13 protein-coding genes are annotated in these 18,923 nt (G+C 43.8%); 6 read left to right on the forward strand and 7 right to left on the reverse strand.

From position 1 onward, the window contains the following. Positions 1 to 206 precede the first annotated feature (206 nt). Positions 207 to 1,862 carry a glycosyltransferase family 39 protein gene (locus tag F6J90_RS19860; protein ID WP_293097877.1) on the forward strand — a complete coding sequence of 552 codons (1,656 nt, stop codon included), beginning with the start codon at positions 207 to 209 and terminating at the stop codon, positions 1,860 to 1,862. Between the two features lie 68 nt (positions 1,863 to 1,930). Here the strand turns inward: F6J90_RS19860 and F6J90_RS19865 are convergent, their stop codons facing one another. Beyond that, complete coding sequence (locus F6J90_RS19865; protein WP_293097144.1) at positions 1,931 to 3,535, reverse strand: glycosyltransferase family 39 protein; 1,605 nt, start codon at positions 3,533 to 3,535, stop codon at positions 1,931 to 1,933. A gap of 446 nt (positions 3,536 to 3,981) precedes the next feature. Between F6J90_RS19865 and F6J90_RS19870 the strand changes: the two genes are divergently transcribed. Next, positions 3,982 to 4,308 carry a DUF4870 domain-containing protein gene (locus F6J90_RS19870; RefSeq protein ID WP_366513808.1) on the forward strand — a complete coding sequence of 109 codons (327 nt, stop codon included), beginning with the start codon at positions 3,982 to 3,984 and terminating at the stop codon, positions 4,306 to 4,308. Between the two features lie 95 nt (positions 4,309 to 4,403). Beyond that, positions 4,404 to 6,404, forward strand: coding sequence for an FAD-dependent oxidoreductase (locus F6J90_RS19875; RefSeq protein WP_293097149.1), 2,001 nt, complete (start codon positions 4,404 to 4,406; stop codon positions 6,402 to 6,404). Positions 6,405 to 7,006: 602 nt separating this feature from the next. On the opposite strand, the gene tatC is transcribed toward F6J90_RS19875, so the two are convergent. Further along, on the reverse strand, positions 7,007 to 7,789 hold the full coding sequence (tatC, locus tag F6J90_RS19880) for a twin-arginine translocase subunit TatC (protein WP_293097151.1): 783 nt from the start codon (positions 7,787 to 7,789) through the stop codon (positions 7,007 to 7,009). A gap of 91 nt (positions 7,790 to 7,880) precedes the next feature. Then, a complete protein-coding gene (locus F6J90_RS19885) occupies positions 7,881 to 9,470 on the reverse strand; it encodes a glycoside hydrolase family 57 protein (protein ID WP_293097153.1) in 1,590 nt (529 codons plus the stop codon). Between the two features lie 245 nt (positions 9,471 to 9,715). Here F6J90_RS19885 and F6J90_RS19890 point away from each other — a divergent pair, with 245 nt between their 5' ends. Beyond that, positions 9,716 to 10,915, forward strand: coding sequence for a histidine kinase (locus tag F6J90_RS19890; RefSeq protein WP_071106471.1), 1,200 nt, complete (start codon positions 9,716 to 9,718; stop codon positions 10,913 to 10,915). 69 nt (positions 10,916 to 10,984) lie between these two features. On the opposite strand, the gene mutT is transcribed toward F6J90_RS19890, so the two are convergent. From mutT to F6J90_RS19905, 3 genes are all read right to left on the reverse strand, one after another. Further along, a complete protein-coding gene (gene mutT / locus F6J90_RS19895) occupies positions 10,985 to 11,398 on the reverse strand; it encodes an 8-oxo-dGTP diphosphatase MutT (protein WP_293097158.1) in 414 nt (137 codons plus the stop codon). Positions 11,399 to 13,513: 2,115 nt separating this feature from the next. Beyond that, positions 13,514 to 13,861, reverse strand: coding sequence for a DUF760 domain-containing protein (locus F6J90_RS19900; protein WP_293029537.1), 348 nt, complete (start codon positions 13,859 to 13,861; stop codon positions 13,514 to 13,516). 253 nt (positions 13,862 to 14,114) lie between these two features. Continuing rightward, complete coding sequence (locus F6J90_RS19905; RefSeq protein ID WP_293097160.1) at positions 14,115 to 15,074, reverse strand: RNA polymerase sigma factor, RpoD/SigA family; 960 nt, start codon at positions 15,072 to 15,074, stop codon at positions 14,115 to 14,117. A 159-nt stretch (positions 15,075 to 15,233) separates the two neighbouring features. On the opposite strand from F6J90_RS19905, the gene F6J90_RS19910 reads away from it, so the two are divergent. After that, on the forward strand, positions 15,234 to 15,872 hold the full coding sequence (locus F6J90_RS19910) for a histidine phosphatase family protein (protein ID WP_293097163.1): 639 nt from the start codon (positions 15,234 to 15,236) through the stop codon (positions 15,870 to 15,872). A 394-nt stretch (positions 15,873 to 16,266) separates the two neighbouring features. Here F6J90_RS19910 and F6J90_RS19915 read toward each other — a convergent pair whose 3' ends face one another. After that, the gene (locus F6J90_RS19915; protein ID WP_293097165.1) at positions 16,267 to 16,434 is read right to left on the reverse strand and encodes a hypothetical protein; all 168 of its coding nucleotides are present in this window, start codon (positions 16,432 to 16,434) and stop codon (positions 16,267 to 16,269) included. A gap of 242 nt (positions 16,435 to 16,676) precedes the next feature. Between F6J90_RS19915 and F6J90_RS19920 the strand changes: the two genes are divergently transcribed. Beyond that, positions 16,677 to 18,923, forward strand: a complete 2,247-nt coding sequence (locus F6J90_RS19920; protein ID WP_293097168.1) for an ATP-binding protein — start codon at positions 16,677 to 16,679, stop codon at positions 18,921 to 18,923.

Genomic DNA, 18,923 nt, shown 5'->3' on the forward strand with positions numbered 1-18,923 from the left:
GTAGAGACAATTAAAATGGGATAATGGGGTGACGGTTATAGGTAAGTTTCTAGATTAAGTATTATTGTTAACAGTGAAATATTATCGTTAACACTCATCAGTCAACGGTCAATAAAAAGCGATCAAGTACAATATCCAAATTAAACGAACACGAATAAATTACCTTTGTACTTTCCTGTATACTTTTCCGTGTACTTTTTTGTGTGATGGAAACCAAACGATTACAGCTAGGGAAATTCCCTCAACCTCCCTTGCGACTATTATGCATTACCCTACTGCTCTTAGGAATAGTCTTTCGCTTAGCCAATCTCGACAGCAAAGTCTATTGGGGGGATGAAAGTTTCAGCTCCTCTAGAATTGCTGGCTATTCAGCGGAAGAAATTATCGGGGATATCTACACGGGTGAAGTGATTAGCGCTACAGAATTACAAAAATACCAGACCCCTAATTCTGACCGTAGCCTCGCCAATACCTTACGAATTATAGGGGAAGAAGCGCCACAACACCCGCCAGTTTACTATATTTTAGCCCGATTCTGGGAACAATGGCTTGGTAGTTCCCTAGGACTCAAGCGCACTTTACCTGCTCTGATTAGCTTGCTCGGATTACCCTGCCTGTACTGGTTGTGCATAGAACTATTTGGGGCATCCTTGACCCCATGGCTTGCCATGTCCCTATTCGCTGTTTCACCGATCCATATTTTGTATGCCCAGGAAGTTCGGGAATATAGTCTGTGGACTGTGAGTGTCTTGCTATCGAGTGCTTCCCTGTTAAGAGCGATGCGAGTCAACACTAGGGTGAGTTGGTGCATTTATGCACTTTCTGTAGCGCTAGCTTTCTACTCTCATTTATTTTCAGCACCGATTATCCTAGGTCACGGCATTTATGTCCTGATCATCGCAGGTTGGCAAGGGCGTCAACGGGTAATTGCTTACATCTCAGCAGTCACAGCAGCACTGCTTATATTTTCACCTTGGTTAGCTGTTTTCTTGGAAAACGAACCCAGAGCTAGCAAGGAATGGGGATGGGTCATTAAAGAATTACCACCCCTGGATCTTGGTCGATATTGGCTGAAGAATCTACTTTACGGCTTTTTTGATGTACCCCTAGGGAAGGAGTACCCGTTTGACCTAACCTTTAGCTACACCCAGCCGAGAACTTACCTAGTACTACCAATTGTGGTGCTAGTGATTTATGGGCTATATTCTCTCTGTCGCTATACTCCAAAACAGGTTTGGCTATTTGTTTTGCTCCTGATGGGATTTACTAGTCTACCCCTAGTGCTACCAGATGTGATTTCAGGAGGCATGCGCTCAACGATTGCTCGATATCAACTGCCAACCTACATCGGGATTCAACTCACTATTTCCTATTTACTGTCCAGGAAACTCAGTAAGTTTTCGATTGGTATTTGGCAAAAACGTTTATGGCGATTGACTACAGTTATATTGCTCTGTTGTGGTGTGATATCTGGTGTGCTGATTGTCCAAGCTGAAACCTGGTGGACGAAGTACAGCGACTACTATAATGCAGAAGTTGCTAATATTATTAATCAGTCTCCTGCTCCCCTTGTACTCAGCGATAGTACTCACAATCGAATTCTATCCCTGAGCCATAAGCTTGAGCCCAAGGTTCAATTACAACTCATCAAAAAAATCAAAAATGTTTCAGAAATACCTGAAGAAAAATTACCAAAAATATCGGGTAAATTTAGTGATGTTTTTGTCTTGGAAAATATTCCATCACCATCATTGCTACGCCCCAGTATTGAAAAGCATAGTAACTATAAATTCAACCTGATATACGAAGGAAATATTGGCTTTAAAAAACGGAAAACTCTGTTGTGGAAAAAAATTGATTAGATTGATTAGTCATTAGTCATGAGTGATTGGTAATTGAGCAAGTTGATTTTGCCTTTTGACTTTTGGTTTCACTGCACTAGCTTCCAGAGATGCTTGCGTTTATGAACTGGTTTAACGTCATAGGGTGACTCCTCTTCAAATTTTTGTCGCAGTTTTGGAGAAGGTCTATATAAGAAGACGTCACTGAAACTGGAAAAAACTGTAGGAGACTCCTTAGTTTTGATTAACTGTAAGGTCACGTTGGGCTCAAGTAAATAACTGAGAGACACTAATCGCATGATATCACTACTAATCACCAAGGGACGATTGGCTTCATTAATAATGTGAGCTTCCTCAGGGGTGTAATAGTTACTGTATTTATGCCACCAAGTTTCTGCTTGAGAACTAATGGCACAAGAGAGCACACCTGCTGAAATAACTGTAATAGCAACTAATCGCCATAGTTGTTGTCGTTTTATTGTCTGACCATTAAGGGGATTAATTTTTTTAGCAAGGAGGTAAGCAACAGCAAGTTGTATACCCAAGTAACAAGGAATGAAATAGCGCGCCATGCTGGAACGCTGTCCTCCTAAAATTAAATCCTGAGCAATAGGAAACATCCCAACAACTGCGATCATGGTCAAGATAAATAACCAAACCCGCTGCTGACTATGACGACACAGAAAATAAATAGAATAGCCTACTATAATTAAAATTAGGATATCGAAATAAATGAGAAAATGGTCGTAGTTAAACTTTAGGTCTCGACCTGACCGCACATCAAATAAGGGATTGTTATAGCCAATCTGGATATCGAAAAACACAGAACTCAGATTGATAAGCCAGCGGGTGATCAGTTTACCGAGTGGAGTCTCTTTATCCGCCCAATCCCCCAATTCAATACCGTTTTCAATTACCAATCTGAGCCAAGGTAAAAAGGCGATAATCCCGAAAAGCGAAGCTAATCCATACCTAACTACTTGCTTACTAAAACGAAATTTTTCTATACAAATAACATAGATACCATGTCCAATAAAAACTAATCCAGAAAGCAAATAGCTGTAGAGATTTAGAGAAACTGTTATGGCATAGATTACCCAACTCATCAGTGTGCTAAGACGCATCGCCCTCAGCAAGGCTATGCTAGAAAGTAAAGTGGTCACGGTCCACAAGCTATATTGTCGAGCTTCCTGGGCATACAACACATGGAATGGGGAGACACAGAGCAATGCGATCGCAATCCATCCCGTTAGGGGAGACTCGAACAACTCCAAACAAAGCCAATAAATGCACGGCAAAGTCAAGAGACTAATCAAGGCTGGTAAACTTCTCATCACCGTTACGGAATAACCGAACAATTTTGCCCAAAAGTGAGCCATCACAAAATATAACGGTGAATGTTGTGGTTCATGTAACGCTAACCCTTGGATCGTGTCACCTACATCTTTGTTATCATTAGGACGCTGATAATTCTGTAAATCTTTAACATTAATTTGACGACCATCAATTTCTTGAATAATTTCTGCTTTGGTATAACCAGAAATTCGCAATGATGTATATGCTTCATCAATCCAATACACTTTTTTTTCAAAATTGACTAATCGAAAAACTATACCCAGGATTAATATAATAATAATTAAATACTTAGACCATTGACCAGACGTAGGTCGATAAAATTTTAGATTATTTCCCATGACTTATTGGGGTAGGGGTTATTAATTGGTGGCCTTTGAGCAGAGGTTAAGCATTGGATAAGCGTTGGTAAAATTAAGTTAGCCGTTTCAGGGAACACCAAATAGTAAAGCTTACCCCTCAGGAGCAGTATGGCAAGAGTAAACTCATGGCCAGCACTTTCAAACCGTAGCCGAATCGTGATTTAAGACTGAAACTTAGAATTTAGGGAAGGGAGCAGTGAAGGCAATGCCAAAGCGCGGATATCACGACTGGTAGTTCTGCCTTAGTTAGAAAGATTATGAGCCGACGACACCGGATTAGCCATCGTATTGATTAGTCCCTTACATATCTTTACATAAATTCGTTCCGTTCAATCAACTCTACCAACTTACCTGTATTATGGAAGAGAAAATCCATAAAGGTAACCCTGGGGAAGCATGGGAGGATTTATAGTAGGATGAATGACATGGATCAACGAAAGCTTTTATCACTGTTATGTCATAGCTCAATATTTTTGAGTTTTTTAGTGGTTCCTATTGCAATCCCGATAGTCATTTTTTTGCTCACCGAAGACTCAGTAGTCAAAGAAAATGCCAAAGAAGCTATTAATTTTAACATTTGCCTTTATATATATTGGGTGATTTGTTTGATACTGGCTGTGGTGATTATTGGGATTCCGCTGCTATTTATATTAGGTCTTGTAAGTCTAATTATGCCCATAATTGCTTTAGTGAAGGTGCTGGAAAATCCTAATCAGCCCTATCGCTACCCGTATATTTTTCGGGTGCTTTGACGTGCCATGGCATAATTGATACAACGTTTGGGAGATGACAGTATTGATAAGTTAGGGTAGTTTATCATCGAAGATTTTACTGACTATCCCGAATTATGAAGCGATCGCTTGTCCGTATTTCCCTATTCATATCATTACTAGGGTTTACTCCATCTCCTGGTATAGCAGCTCCCCCTAGAACTCCAGACCAAACCGAAACCTGTGAAATCTTAGTGATTGGAGGTGGATTGGCTGGTGCAGCGGCTGCCTATGAAGGCTTATTGGCAGGGCAAACGGTGTGCTTGACTGAGATTACCGACTGGGTAGGGGGACAAATTTCTGCCCAGGGAACCTCTGCTCTCGATGAACGACCCACTCAGCGATCGCGTTTGTTCTATCCTAAGGGCTATCTAGAATTACGCGATCGCATTAAACGCTACTACCGTCAACTCAATCCTGGGGACTGCTGGGTAAGCGAATCCTGTTTTCTACCCCGTGATGCTCACCAAATCCTGTTTAATATTTTACGAAAGGCGGCCAAACGGGGAAAAGGGACATTAAAATGGTTTCCCTCTACTGTAGTTAAGGAACTAGAGATTAGCCCAGATGGCAAAACCATTGACAGTGTGATTGCTATTCAACACAAAAGAGCTGCTGATGCTCCTGCCCTGAATACCTTTCCCCTATCTCAAACCATTGAAGATTGGTATAGCTACGAGAATTCCTCCCGGTTTGAGAAAAGCATTTTGCGCATTGTTCCCCAACAGACCCAAGACAATAGTTCTAATTGGTATATTATCGACGCAACAGAAACTGGTGAAATTATTGCCCTAGCTGACGTTCCCTACCGGTTGGGGATTGACTCCCGCTCCTACCTAAACCCCTCCGCATCTAGTGCTACTGACGACCTCTATTGCACCCAAGGCTTTACCTACACCTTTGCTATGGAGCAAACCAAGGAGGCTCAAACCCAAGAAATGCCCTCCTTTTACCCGCAATACCAACCTTACTACAGCTATGAATTACAGCGCCTAGCCGACTTTGAAGGAGTATTCACCTATCGGCGAATTTGGAGTTCTAAGCGGGGTAAACGGATCCGATGGGGGGTTACTGCTCCCACTCCAGGAGACATTTCCATGCAAAACTGGACATGGGGTAATGATTATCGTCCTGGCACTTCACAAGATAATCTAGTTTACACCCGTCGCCAATTACAAACTACTGGTCAACTGGCTTCTGGTGGCTGGATGGGAGGCTTGCGCACGGAAAGTCTACGGAAAGGAGAAGAAAACGCTCTCGGCTATTACTATTGGCTAGTCGCAGGAACTACCGATTCCCAGCTTGGGGATGGGGTAAAAGAGCCTCATCCCAATCACCGCTATCTAACGGGGTTAGATTCTCCGATGGGGACAATGCATGGGTTGTCTAAGTATCCCTATATCAGGGAAGGGAGGCGGATTATTGGACGCCCTTCCTTTGGCTATCCTCAAGGCTTTACCATATCAGAAGTGGATATTTCCCGCCGTGACTACCAGGATGAATATTATCGGCAGACCCTCTCACCAGACGAATATCGCCGCTTGTGGGCAGTACTGGCTGGATTAGAAGCACCCTCTGTGATTCAAGGTAAAATCCAGCCAGATCAAGTCAGTCAACGCAGTCGCTCTACTATCTATCCTGATTCTGTAGGAATTGGTCACTATGCCATTGACTTTCATCCCTGTATGACCCTAAGTCCAGCAGAAACCCCAGGAAACACCGAGCGTCAAGGGGAACGGCGGGGAGCAGGTCAAGCCTATCCGTTCCAAATTCCCCTGCGAGCAATAATTCCCCAGAAAATTGACAACCTCTTAGTAGCAGGTAAAAGTATTGCTACCAGTCACATTGCCGCTGCTGCTTATCGGGTGCATTCCTTTGAATGGTCATCCGGTGCTGCTGCTGGTACAACCGCTGCTTTTTCCTTAGAAACTGGGATAGCACCTTACCAACTTCTAGAAGAACCCCTGCTACAGCAAACCCAACTCCAAGCTCTACGCCAGAAGTTGGAAAAAAACGGTAATCCCACCGCTTTCCCAGACACTTCCATCTTTAATCAGAATTGGGACGATTGGCGTTAAAGTCACACAGTTAAGTAATAGTAACTATCGATATTAATTATCTGTAGTAGGCTACGTTTTTACATACATTGATAATGGCTCTTCCATAGATATTATGCTAAATAACCGCGCAAATATATTATTGCCTTACTGGGTAATTATTTGACTTGATCAACAGTTTTTTAAATGTTAAAGTAATTCCCAGTAAAGCTTTCAGCATAAGCGAAATGAAAATTAGCATCAACTTGTGACGAAGAGCCTTTATTATCTGTTTCTAAATAGTCATAAGTTATGGTTGTGCCATAACTTATGACTAGTATAAATTAGCGACAATAATTCTAAAGATAGTTAGTTAGTAATTGGTAATTGGTAATTAGATTACTATTCCCTATTACCACAAGGTATTCGTAGCCAAGATTCAATTACCTTCAGGTTTAGATATTGATTATAATCATGATTTTTAACTATCATAGCATGCTGAATAATATCAGCTGTGGTAGTCATAAAATCAGCCAATTAGTTGGTAATTAAAGTTTGTTGACAATTAACGCAGATGCAGCAAATGCTAACACTTAGAAGCATGATGGTAGTTTTGATAGCGGGTTGATTAACCAGACTTAATATTATTTACCCACCAACTTAACCATTCCAATCCCACCAAAATACAGACCAAGTACAGCACCCCCCAGTAAACTTTGAGTGAGAGGATCTGTCGAGGGAGTCAGCACCGCTCCCAAGATAGCTGCTCCTAGGACAACCGTGCGCCAACCAGAAAGCATTTGCTTGGAAGAAACAATTCCCAAAAACCCCAGTAACATTTGAATAACTGGGATTTGAAATGCCAAGCCAGTACTAAACATCAACAGTAAGACAAATTCAAAATACTTATCAATTGACCACAACTGCTCTACTACATCTGCTCCGTAACTGATAAAGAAATTCAGAGCTGCAGGAATTAGAGCAATGTAGGCAAATCCCAAGCCTAGGAAAAACAGAACCGTTGATCCTAACACCACAGGTCCGATGAAGCGTCGCTCCCGGCGAGTCAACCCTGGTAAAACAAATAGAAGGATTTGGTATAGAATAAAAGGACTAGCTACCAGTAAGCCACTATAGCCAGCCACCTTCAAGGACACAAAAAAGTATTCCCCTGGAGCCAGTTGCAGAAACTTGACCCCCCTAGCTGGAATTTCCAGCAACTGAACAATTGGCTTAACTGCGACAAAGCAGCCAGCCATGGATAAGACTACAGCAATCAGCGAGTAAAAAATCCGCTGTCTCAACTCCTCTAAATGGTCGAACAGAGACATCTCGACATCATTAGGTACCTCGTCGAGATAAGTCTCAGGGTCTTTGAAAGTATCTAAACTTTCCTCGGGAGCAGTATCTAACTCAGAAGGCGTCATGGATTTTGATAGGCTTAGGGAACGTTAACTATTGTATCTTCTTGTATCTTATGTATCTGCTTGTATCTTCTAACGATTGTGTGGGGAGAGTTCAAACAGGACGATAGACGCGATAGTTTATCTTGGGAAAAATATTGTCAATCTCCTCGACTTTCTCCAGCCAGCCTGCATCAATCTTGCCCAGCTTGATATCATCGTAAAGCTTATTAAACCGCATCAAATGCGATCGCGTTCGTCTAACTGCATAAGGGACCATTGTCTCGGTGCGCATAATAAATGCCCAGTCTGACGATTGCGCTAGTAGTAACTCTCGCGCTGCTTGATTTAATGCCTTCCACTCCAACTCATCTGTAGCTTCCAAGCTTGACAGCTCAATCATCCGTTCTGTGGCTTTGTGCAGATGAGGGTAAATCCAGGTATTGGTTTCATTTAGCCAGTATTCATGGAACCCCTGATACCCCCAGCTAGATTGAGAAGGTTTACAGACTTGTTGGATCGGATGATTCCGCAAATAATCTGCCAAATGAGTCATTTCATAGGTGTTCTGGTCATACCACGACTTACGGAGCAAGACATCCAGAAACCAAGGACCCTCGTACCACCAGTGACCAAATAACTCTGCGTCATAGGGAGATACCACAATCGGAGAACGCTGTATCATTGCTGCTAGATGTTTAACCTGCTGCTGGCGATTAAACATGAAATTTCCAGCATGTTCCGCAGCTTTGTCTTTTGCCCAATACGGATCATACAGTTGCTTTTCCCCTAATCCTATACCACGGTCTGTAATTTTGTGATATTTTATACCCGTATTCTTCCGCTGTCCATGGGGCATAATATAAGGTTTAATGTAATCATAATCTGCTTCCCAGCCTAAATCCTTGTAAAATTCCCGATATACTGGATCCCCTGGATACCCGACTTCCGAAGACCACACTTGCTGGGATGACTCATGGTCACGACCAAAGGCAGCAACTCCTGTCTCAGTATAAATGGGGGCATAGGTACCAAACCGTGGTCGGGGACGAGCGTACATAATACCATGACTATCCATCAGAAAATAGCGCAAACCAGCATCTGCTAGCATCTCCTCAATCCCTTCGTAGTAAGCGCATTCCGGTAACCAGATGCCCTTGGGCGGACAGCCAAAGTTTTGCTCATAATGTTCACAAGCCACCCGAATTTGAGCCCAAACTGCTTGGGGATACATCTTCATCAAAGGAAAATAGCCATGGGTAGCACCGCAGGTGATAATTTCCAGGTTATTACTGTCTAAAAATTGTTTAAATGCCTTGACTAAATCCCTTTCATAGTGTAACCAGGTTTGGCGAATAGCGCTGAACTCTTGAACATAATGTTGGGCTAGGTAACGGATATGACCATTATGCTGATTATGCTCAACCTCCTTCTTGGCTAGTTCTTGGAGCAGTGACAGATGGCGCTCATAACGTTCTTGTAGTAGTGGATCCCGTAGCATCGACACCAAAGGTGGTGTCATACTAATGGTTATTTTGAAGTCAATCCCATCCCGCTTTAATCCCTCAAAAACATGTAGTAGGGGAATATAGGTTTCAGTGATGGCTTCAAATAGCCACTCTTCTTCTAGAACATAATCACTTTCTGGATGCCTAACAAACGGTAAATGGGCGTGAAGGACAAGAGCAAGGTAGCCAATAGCCATGATCAAGTAGCAGCCGTGGATAGATTGTTAAACGAGAACTGACGCAATCCGCGATAATGTTACATTATTTTAAGATTTTAGTCTCAAATAGACCGGGAAAGTGCCAGAAAAGGGCTGGTTAGTACCGAGACTATAAAATAATAAAATAGACATTAAATTGTAAGGAAGCACACATCACCAACAAAAAATAACAAATCTTAGTCTTATTCCAGCCTTATTGGTTAAGAGTGCTAACACCAAATTGCATGCAGGCAGCTACAGAAACATACACTAACTCCCCAACCTTTCTACAACTGCTGCTGTTTGTCGATGAACGTCCCGGTTCCCGTAAACAGCTCCAGTCTATCCACCATTATCTGGAAACTCTCAAGACAGAGTATCCCTTTGAACTAAAGGTTGTGGATGTTGGGGAACAACCCTATCTAGCTGAACACTTTAAGCTAGTAGCAACCCCAGCACTGATTAAGATTAATCCGAAACCCAAACAAACCCTTGCAGGTAGTAATCTAGTTGCCCAGCTGAAGAACTGGTGGCCCCGCTGGCAACGCTCTCTAGAAGAAAACCAAACCCAACTTACCCAAGGATTCCCTTTACAACCAACTGTTAGCTCATCTAACTCCTCGGCTGAGACATCACCAGAGACAGCTGGTTCCCTGGCTTGTGCCTTGGAACTGATTCGACTCTCCGACGAAGTATTTCGCCTCAAGAAAGATAGAGAAGAATTGCTTGAGCAGCTGCAATTTAAAGACCAAGTCATATCCATGTTAGCTCACGACTTGCGAAGTCCTTTGACAGCAGCATCCATTGCCTTGGAAACCCTACAGCTAGAGCAACCAGTAGCCCAGAATGGCAGAAAATCTGGGCTGACGCCACAGCTAAAGGCACGGCTGTTTGAGCAAGCTCGTAATCAATTGCGCATTATCAACCGGATGGTGGTGGATCTGCTGCAAGCTAGGAAGGGAAGTAATGCTGAATTCAACATCCGACCTCATAAGCTGAATTTTGGCAGACTTTGCCAAGACGTTCTAGTTCAGATGCATGAACAGTTTCAGCTCAAAGCTCAGGTTGTGCAAACCGACATCCCGCAAGACTTGCCTCCTGTCTACGGCGATGAAGAATTGGTGCGTCAGGTGCTAATTAACCTGCTGGATAATGCCATTAAGTATACTCCCAAAGGGGGTAAAATTGCTGTGTCTAGCATCCACCGTACTACCCAGAAAGTTCAAGTCAGCGTTTGCGATGATGGTCCTGGTATACCACAAGAAAATCGCGATCGCATTTTTGAAAACCACTTCCGCCTTAAGCGAGACGAAGCTATAGAAGGCTATGGGTTGGGCTTAGCCCTATGTCAAAAGATTATCCGTGCCCACTATGGTCGCATTTGGGTTGATTCACCTATCAAGGGTGGCAGCTGTTTTCACTTCACCTTACCGATTTATCGATAGGAAATGGGGTTTAAGGTTTAAGGTTTAAGGTTTAAGGTTGTTTTCTTGAACTGATCAGGTAATCGCTGTTCAGTCTTGAGAGCGCAAAGCCGCAATAATCTGAGTATTGGCTTTGGGGAAGGGAAACTGATCTACTTCATCTAAGGTTACCCAGCGAATCTCATCACATTCAATAGGTTGCGGAACACCACTAAGATGGCGACAGTGGTGTACACTTAGCACAACACGAAAGTGGCTGTAGGCGTGATTAATTGTGATCAGGTGTTCACCAACCTCAATCTCAATGCCCAATTCTTCCTGAATTTCCCGTTTAATACATTCCGGAACAGTTTCACCAAGCTCAATTTTGCCACCAGGAAACTCCCAAAGACCACCGAATAAGCCTTTTGCCGGTCGGCGGTCGATTAGAATTTGTCCCTGGTCGTTCCAGATCACAGCGACACCGATATTTTTTGTGGGTAGAGGAGAAGATGGTTCTCGCATAGGTATAACAGAATTGAATACCTAGATTTTGACACTCCCTATGGCGCTTATGCCAAGGGATTCTTGGTTCAACGACAAGGCTAGGCATGACAGGTTTTCACCAGCCACAGTAGAGGCCAAATCTCCCCTCCGGGGAATTGGGGACTGAAAATGTTGCGTATCCTTGAAAATTTTTGCGCTTAATAAATATATTATTGTGCTCGTTCGCGTAGCGTCTCCTAGGTCGAAAAGAGTACCGGTTTGTTCGCAAGCTGCAAAGCCTCACGGTGCGCTTGACCCGTAATTAAATTCGCCACGGGTCGCACCGCTGCTAGAAGGATGAACCAACAAAAACCTTGAAAAAGTAACCCCAATGATTTTATTGATCGGAGGGTAAGCGAGGCGGTTTGGCTCAGCTGTTAAGGGTTTTCTGCTCTTAAGAATCCCCCGCTATAATCTTCGATGAGCGCGGTGGGAGTGTCAATGACCACTCCGTTTGATCCCCGATCTAAAGATACAAAGCTTGCAAGTCCCATTCCGCTTTAGCTGTCCGGCAAAATTCATCCCACACCTAATGCGTAGCATTAGGTGTGGGATGAATTTTGCACAGGGTATTATAAAATTGCTATAATATATGTACTGATAAACAAAGCCGTTCGCGTAGCGTGGCCTACGGCCTTAAATGCTGGTTTGTCAGCCACCTACGTTCCTAAAAAATAGAACTTATTGTATTGTTCCGGCGCGGAGGGGCATCCCGGAGAGGAAACCTTAGAATAGGGCAGCCTTAATCATAAAGTTTTAACTCTTTACGCATAACCGACTAACCATAAAGGCTGCCCTATTCTTGCGGTAACTTCTGACCGTGTCGTTAATAAAGCAAGCCTACGTATCCGTTCGCGCAGGGTCGGCGAAAGCCGATACCGTTGGGTGGAGTTGGCAAGAAGCCTACACGCTCACTCGTTCGCGGAGCGGCTCTGTAAGAGCAGAGTCAGTGTAGGAGTATGTCACGTGACAGGGCTTTGTGCGAAGCACACGCTTACGCTAACGAGCCTCTTTCTTTAGATAGCTGACCAGCTATAGTCTTACGAGGAAGAAGTTATCGATAAGAGGTGAAGTACCCAACCTGCTTCCCTGAACGCGAGAGCGTCGGCAATGCCCACGGTTGGGGCTTCCCGTTCTCAGGTCAATCAGGGACGGTCTTATTCGTCTCTGGGATTTCCCGCGCGCGTCCCCGATGCCTCGCGCGCTTTCCAATGGCGAATTAAATTACGGGGTCGCGCCTCAAGCTAGCGTTGGTCTTACTCAGCGTCCAAAGGCAGACATCCGCCTTCCGCAGACGCAAACAAACGTTTTTCGACAGACTCACCTTGGAATTACAGCACTGTGGCTAACCAGCCGGGGCAAGTCTCTTCCGGGATCTACCGCTAGTACTTTGTATACCTTTTGACCTAAAAACTGATCGGATATTAGACATGCATGTAAGGTAGCCTTTTAGTCGGTCAGGTGGGTCAGCAACCAACATTATTATAGACTAAATCGAGTCGCAAGTTATCGTTACGCTATCCATCCCAGAGACGAAACCGATAGTACTGGTCGCCAAAATCGGCAAAGTTTTAACCCTTTACCCATGACCGACTAACTATAAAGGCGACCAGTACCTTACGGTAACTTCAACACCCATTACGTTCGCGTAGCGTGGCCTACGGCCAGGGTGGGGAATTCCGCGAATTTTGTTAAAGTTCCTACAACCGGATGGGTGCCAGTCAATAGCTGATTAACCGGATGGTTAAACAGTTGTCAGAGCGCTAAGACAGTGCCATCTCGAGAGTACCGACCGATAACATTGGCAAATCAAGCAAGCGGTGCGCCTTAGGGCACGGCCAACTTTACCCGTTTAAAGGGGGTTAAAGGACTTTAACCATTAAAAGGGTCGTTTGACGGCGGTTAAAACCCCTCGTGTCGTTTTTCCTCCCCGCTCTGAAGACGCGGGGCGTGTCCTACTCCCGTATTTCTTCGTGATCGTTCTTTGTTCCTCAATAATGGAAACCGACAGAATCAGGTGATTATCTGCCGATGTTCGATTGGGCATTTTCTCTCAAAAATCTATAGATTCAGCCCTTTTAAGCCAAGGTTTGACTAATCTTCCTCCACAGATTGAGATTCAGCTATTTGCAAAGACTTATCAAAAACCATACGTTGTTCAGCGTTCCTAAGGAAATAGCCGCTAACCATGGCTGAAGCCAAAAGGCGACCTAGATTCTCACGGCTAGTACTGATAGTTACGCCAAAGTCTTGGGAAGGCAAGTTTCCCAACATTCCCATAATATTGTTTTCCATCACCTGATAGACTTCCGAAGACGTTGGTCTAGATAGCTGGGTAATGGTTTCTGGACTCATTGATTGAACATACTGCCAGAGTAAATTATTGTCAGAATCTTTATCAAAGAACTCAGGAACATGATTGGGATTGGATGCGTTATTCACCGTTTTACCTCCTAGCGATGGTTAATTCCGGTTTTTCTACTAGAGTCGGCAGCCAATGATAATGTTTATCTGTTTAGCTCTACTGCTTCGTATTTCTAATTACTTTAACAGGCAAGTGACCATGGCAAAGTAGGTGGAACCGAACCATCTAGGATCTGATTTTCTCACCTATTGGTCATTAGTCATTGGTGATTGTGGCTAATGACTAATGACTAATGACTAATGACTAATGACTAAACCGACTCAGAACAAATTAACTAGCTGGGATATATTCCCGCATATCCCCTTGACGCTTACGAAGTTTAGCGATCGCTTCTCGTTCGATTTGTCGCACTCGTTCACGGCTGATGTTGAGGTGTTGACCAATTTTGGCTAATGTCATCGGTTCAACCTCTGCCAAGCCATAACGGAGTCTCAACACCTGCCTCTGCTGCGGTGTCAAATCAGCCATGAATTTCTCTAAGTCTAGCTGCATTAACGATTGAGTCACAAAGTCTTCTGGTCCAGGACCGGTGTCTTCGAGCAACTCAACCAATTCTGTATCTTTGTTATCCCCCACTCGCAACTCCAAAGAGAGGGGTTGACGTGCTTGCTCAAAGTACTCCCGCAATTGATGAGGTGTGAGGTTCAACTCAATTGCCAATTCTGAGATAGTAGCTGTTCGTCCCAGCTTTTGGGAAAGTTGGCGCTGGGCTTTTTTGATTTTGTTTAACTTCTCGGTAATATGGATAGGAAGGCGAATCGTGCGCCCTTTTTCTGCGATCGCACGAGTAATTGCCTGCCTGATCCACCAGTAGGCGTAGGTAGAAAAACGATAGCCTTTGGTAGGGTCAAATTTTTCCACACCCCGCTGCAAGCCGATAGTCCCCTCTTGTATCAAGTCCAGCAAGTCGAGATTACGCTTAATGTATTTCTTTGCCACTGCCACCACCAATCGCAAATTGGCTTCCACCATCTTGCGTTTAGCGGATTCACCAACAGCGATGCTAGACTTTAACTCAGAATCCGTTAGGCAAGATGCTGTTGCCCACTCAGAAAACGTAGGTTCACGACCCAGCTGTTGGACAAGGGACTCTTTGACTTCCTTTAAGGTTGTTAACTGTTTAACCTTTTTCCCGTAAGAAATTTCCTGCTCATGGGTCAGTAATGGTACACGACCGATTTCCTTTAAATAGGTACGAACTAAATCTGTAGAGTCCTGAGCGGTTTTCATTGGATTCGATGGCGTTATCAGTGAGATTTAAATCATGAAAATTAAAGCAAACCATGCTGGTTTTCCAAACCAGATGATAAGCTTTGTGGGATTCCAGTTAAATTATTTTAATAAATTTAACATAACTTAACGAAATTCCCGAAGAGGGTGTAATGTAAGATGACCCAAACAGTTTGGATTGCCAGACACGGAAACCGGCTTGACTTTGTTAACCCCGAATGGTTCAACATGGCAGAGCGACCCTATGATCCACCGCTTTCAGTAGATGGTGAACTGCAAGCAGTGCAACTGGGTCAACGCCTTGTAGGACAAGGAATTAGGCATATATTCGCCTCACCGTTTTTACGAACTGTCCAAACGGCTAACCAAGTCGCAGAAATTCTGGATTTACCCATTAAGCTAGAGTTGGGTTTAAGTGAATGGCTCAATCCTGAGTGGATGGCAACTGAACCAGAAAGACTGCCTACTGAAGTATTGCACAAGCAGTTTCAGCGAATTGACACCAGTTATACTTCCTGTGTAATCCCTGAATATCCAGAAACAAGTGTTGCTGTACTCAAACGAACATGTGAAACGGCACAACGTCTCACCGCTCAATTTTCAGAAGACTTACTACTGGTTGGTCACGGACCATCAGTAGTTGGAACCACTCAGGGACTAGTGGGTGCCACACAAGACATTAAAGCATCCTTGTGCTGTTTATTTAAACTAGTGCGCCAAGAAAAACAGTGGGTGATGGAACTGAATGGAGATACCTCTCACCTGAGTCAGACAGAAGATGTCATCCGGTTTAATTGAAGGGTATAAGCTTCCATAGCATACGAAGTTTTTTTTGTCAATAGCCTACAGCCATAGTCTCCTTTGACTCATGATCGCACACTTCCCTTCGCCCAAGGGGCGACGGTGGCGCGAACGGGTAAGACCTAGGCCTAATCTGGCTGAGGGACGCTAATGACCCATAAGCAATCACCAAAGACCAATGATACACTAACTGTTCGTGAATTTACAGGTGTCAAGATAGACAAACTAGCTAAGACACCGTAGTTTCCACGAGGGCTAGAAATTAAGACTGTGCAACAATTTAGGCATCTAGTGGTGGTATAACATCTTACCATCACCTAAGTTTGGGCGGCGAGTGTTGCCCCTATTTTCGTGGTATGGGCATGAATCGACGCCTTGCCATGGTCAGTGGTCAATGGTCAGTTGCAAAAGCGATGCAGCGAGGTAGCACGGTCATGAGGGTTCCCACGGGGCGAACAGCGGTGCGTTCACGTAGTGTCTCCAAAGGAGAATCCCGGTGTTCCGCACACAGACCACAACCATGAGTGACTACCGGTGCGGTCTTGGGGGGAACCCCCATGAACGACTGCATCAAGAGTAATTAGCACTTACTCTATAGCTAAAAGCTAGTAGCTGCAAAACAACTGACACAAATTAACTAGCATTGACAACTGACCTCAAATTCCCCGAATTGATTGGTGGGGATGGGCTGAAAATTATGGTACAGCGTGGAGTTGATGGCGGTTGAATCTATGTCCAGTCTAGGCTAGACAGTTCCGCTTTTAGCTAATTTTATTGGTTATGTTACCTGAGCATACACCCATGGAATCGAGCACTGGACATCAAAGAGTGGACTATCACCTCTTGAAAGTCCAAGCGGAAATGATTAACCAGATTGCCCAGGTTACACGGGGGACGTTAGTCCTCAATGAATTGCTACCCACCATAGCTAATCAATTACATCAAATCTTGCAAGTGAGTGGCTGTTTAATGTTTCCCACTCACGACGACCCTCCACCTATGGCAACTCATCAAGTTAGCTTTCCCATTACCCAATCAGTGGAGAGTACAGCCGAGCCATGTCTGATCGAGGTATTTCGCAACCTATTTCAGAGTTATCATTCCTGGCTAGCTCAGGGCAAACCGTTGATTATTCCTGAATCAGAGGGAAAACTCCCACCAGAACTGAGGGAATTAACCTATCCATGTGACCTGCGTGCCATCATGATGGTGCCACTGCTGCATGGGCAGTCTTGTCTGGGTAGTATCACCTTGTATCAGTGCGATCACGAACGAGAATGGAGAGTCCAAGAAATTGCCTTTATCCGAGAGATCGCCGATCATTTTGCCATTGCCCTAACCCACCAAAAACTCCAGCAACTCTATCAAAAACAAAGCCAAGAACTTAAACAAAAAGAGTCTGCACTAAAAGTAAGCGAGGCTAGAAACCGAGCCCTCTTAGAAGCCATACCAGATGTAATCTTTCGTGTCAATCGGGATGGCTTTTATTTGGATTGGAAAGCGGCCAAAGAAAACCCTGTGCTGTTTCTCACCGATAACTGTATTGGGAAACATTTACATAACTGTTTACCCACTGAGGTAGCAGGATTAATTTGGGAGCATGTGGAAATAGCCTTAGAAAGTGATGAGATGCAAGTTATTGAGTCCCCAATCAGAGAAGATGGTAAACTCCGCTACTTTGAGGCTCGTATTGTTAAAAGTGGGTTAGATGAAGTTGCTGTTATTGTCCAGGATATCACTGAGCGTATTGAAGCACGACTCACCCTAGCACAAGTCAATGATGCTTTGGAAGTCAGAGTTCAACAACGTACCGCTGCTCTGAGGAAAGCGAACCAAGCACTCAAGGGGGAGATTATTGAGCGCCAGAAGGCAGAAGAGCAGTTGCGGCAGAGTGAAGAGCGGTTTCGTAATGTCGTAGAAATTAGTAGCAATTGGATGTGGGAGATGGATGAAAATGCTGTCTATACCTACGCTAGTCCCAAAGTCTGGGATTTACTCGGTTATGAACCATCAGAAGTAGTGGGCAAAACTCCGTTTGACTTAATGTCACAGGAAGAGGCAAAACGTGTGATGGAAATTTTGGCTTCCTTTACCGTTTTAAAACACCCCTTTAGCAACTTGGAAAATACCAGAATTCACAAAAATCGTCAGTTAGTGGTTCTGGAAACCAGTGGTGTACCAATTTTTGATCGTCTTGGCAAGTTTTGTGGTTATCGAGGGGTTGATAGAGATATCACTAAACGGAAAGAAACGGAAGTAGAAATTATAAATGCACTGGCTAAAGAGAAACAACTTGGGGAGCTAAAATCCCGGTTTATTACCATGACATCTCACGAATTTCGTACCCCTCTAACAACGATTTATTCATCAGCGGAGTTACTGGAACATTACGGAATAAAATGGTCAGAATCTAAAAAAAACCATCACCTACATCGCATTCAAAACATGGTTCAACATATGACCAGACTTTTGAATGATATCTTGCTGATTGGCAAGGTAGAAGCCGGTAAAATAGAGTTACAGCTAAAGCCAATAGACTTGGAAAGTTTTTGCACCGATTTAATGGCTCAAATCCAGCTTAATGACCGAAATGAGCACACAATAAAATTTACTTATAGCTTAGAAAAGTGTGAAAAAAAATTAGGTAATAATCATGGAAAAAATAATACGGCTAGTTCGTTCTCATCCGCCCGACCGTATATGGATGAAAAATTGCTTAGGCAAATTTTGGAGAATTTGCTGAGTAATGCACTGAAGTATTCTCCCAAAGGTAGCACGGTTGAGATTAAACTCACTTGCTCTGCCAATCAGGCTATCTTTAAAATCAGCGATCAAGGTATTGGTATTCCTGAAGAAGACCAAGGACTACTCTTTGAGACCTTCCATCGAGGTACGAATGTCGGGACAATTACCGGCACTGGCTTAGGACTGGCGATTGTCAAAAAGTGTCTCGATATCTACCAAGGTCAAATTGATCTAGAAAGTGAAGTAACTGTCGGTACAACGTTTACTGTAACCCTGCCAATATATTACTTGCTATCAAATTAA

The sequence above is a fragment of the Moorena sp. SIOASIH genome (genome assembly GCF_010671925.1).
Lineage (GTDB): Bacteria > Cyanobacteriota > Cyanobacteriia > Cyanobacteriales > Coleofasciculaceae > Moorena.

Coding starts and splice junctions, on each gene's coding strand:
- F6J90_RS19865 (WP_293097144.1), bottom strand. CDS start 3,535: ATGGGAAATAATCTAAAATTTTATCGACCTACGTCTGGTCAATGGTCT.
- F6J90_RS19890 (WP_071106471.1), top strand. CDS start 9,716: ATGCAGGCAGCTACAGAAACATACACTAACTCCCCAACCTTTCTACAA.
- F6J90_RS19905 (WP_293097160.1), bottom strand. CDS start 15,074: ATGAAAACCGCTCAGGACTCTACAGATTTAGTTCGTACCTATTTAAAG.
- F6J90_RS19870 (WP_366513808.1), top strand. CDS start 3,982: ATGGATCAACGAAAGCTTTTATCACTGTTATGTCATAGCTCAATATTT.
- F6J90_RS19885 (WP_293097153.1), bottom strand. CDS start 9,470: ATGGCTATTGGCTACCTTGCTCTTGTCCTTCACGCCCATTTACCGTTT.
- F6J90_RS19860 (WP_293097877.1), top strand. CDS start 207: ATGGAAACCAAACGATTACAGCTAGGGAAATTCCCTCAACCTCCCTTG.
- mutT (WP_293097158.1), bottom strand. CDS start 11,398: ATGCGAGAACCATCTTCTCCTCTACCCACAAAAAATATCGGTGTCGCT.
- F6J90_RS19910 (WP_293097163.1), top strand. CDS start 15,234: ATGACCCAAACAGTTTGGATTGCCAGACACGGAAACCGGCTTGACTTT.
- F6J90_RS19875 (WP_293097149.1), top strand. CDS start 4,404: ATGAAGCGATCGCTTGTCCGTATTTCCCTATTCATATCATTACTAGGG.
- tatC (WP_293097151.1), bottom strand. CDS start 7,789: ATGACGCCTTCTGAGTTAGATACTGCTCCCGAGGAAAGTTTAGATACT.
- F6J90_RS19920 (WP_293097168.1), top strand. CDS start 16,677: ATGGAATCGAGCACTGGACATCAAAGAGTGGACTATCACCTCTTGAAA.
- F6J90_RS19915 (WP_293097165.1), bottom strand. CDS start 16,434: ATGGGGGTTCCCCCCAAGACCGCACCGGTAGTCACTCATGGTTGTGGT.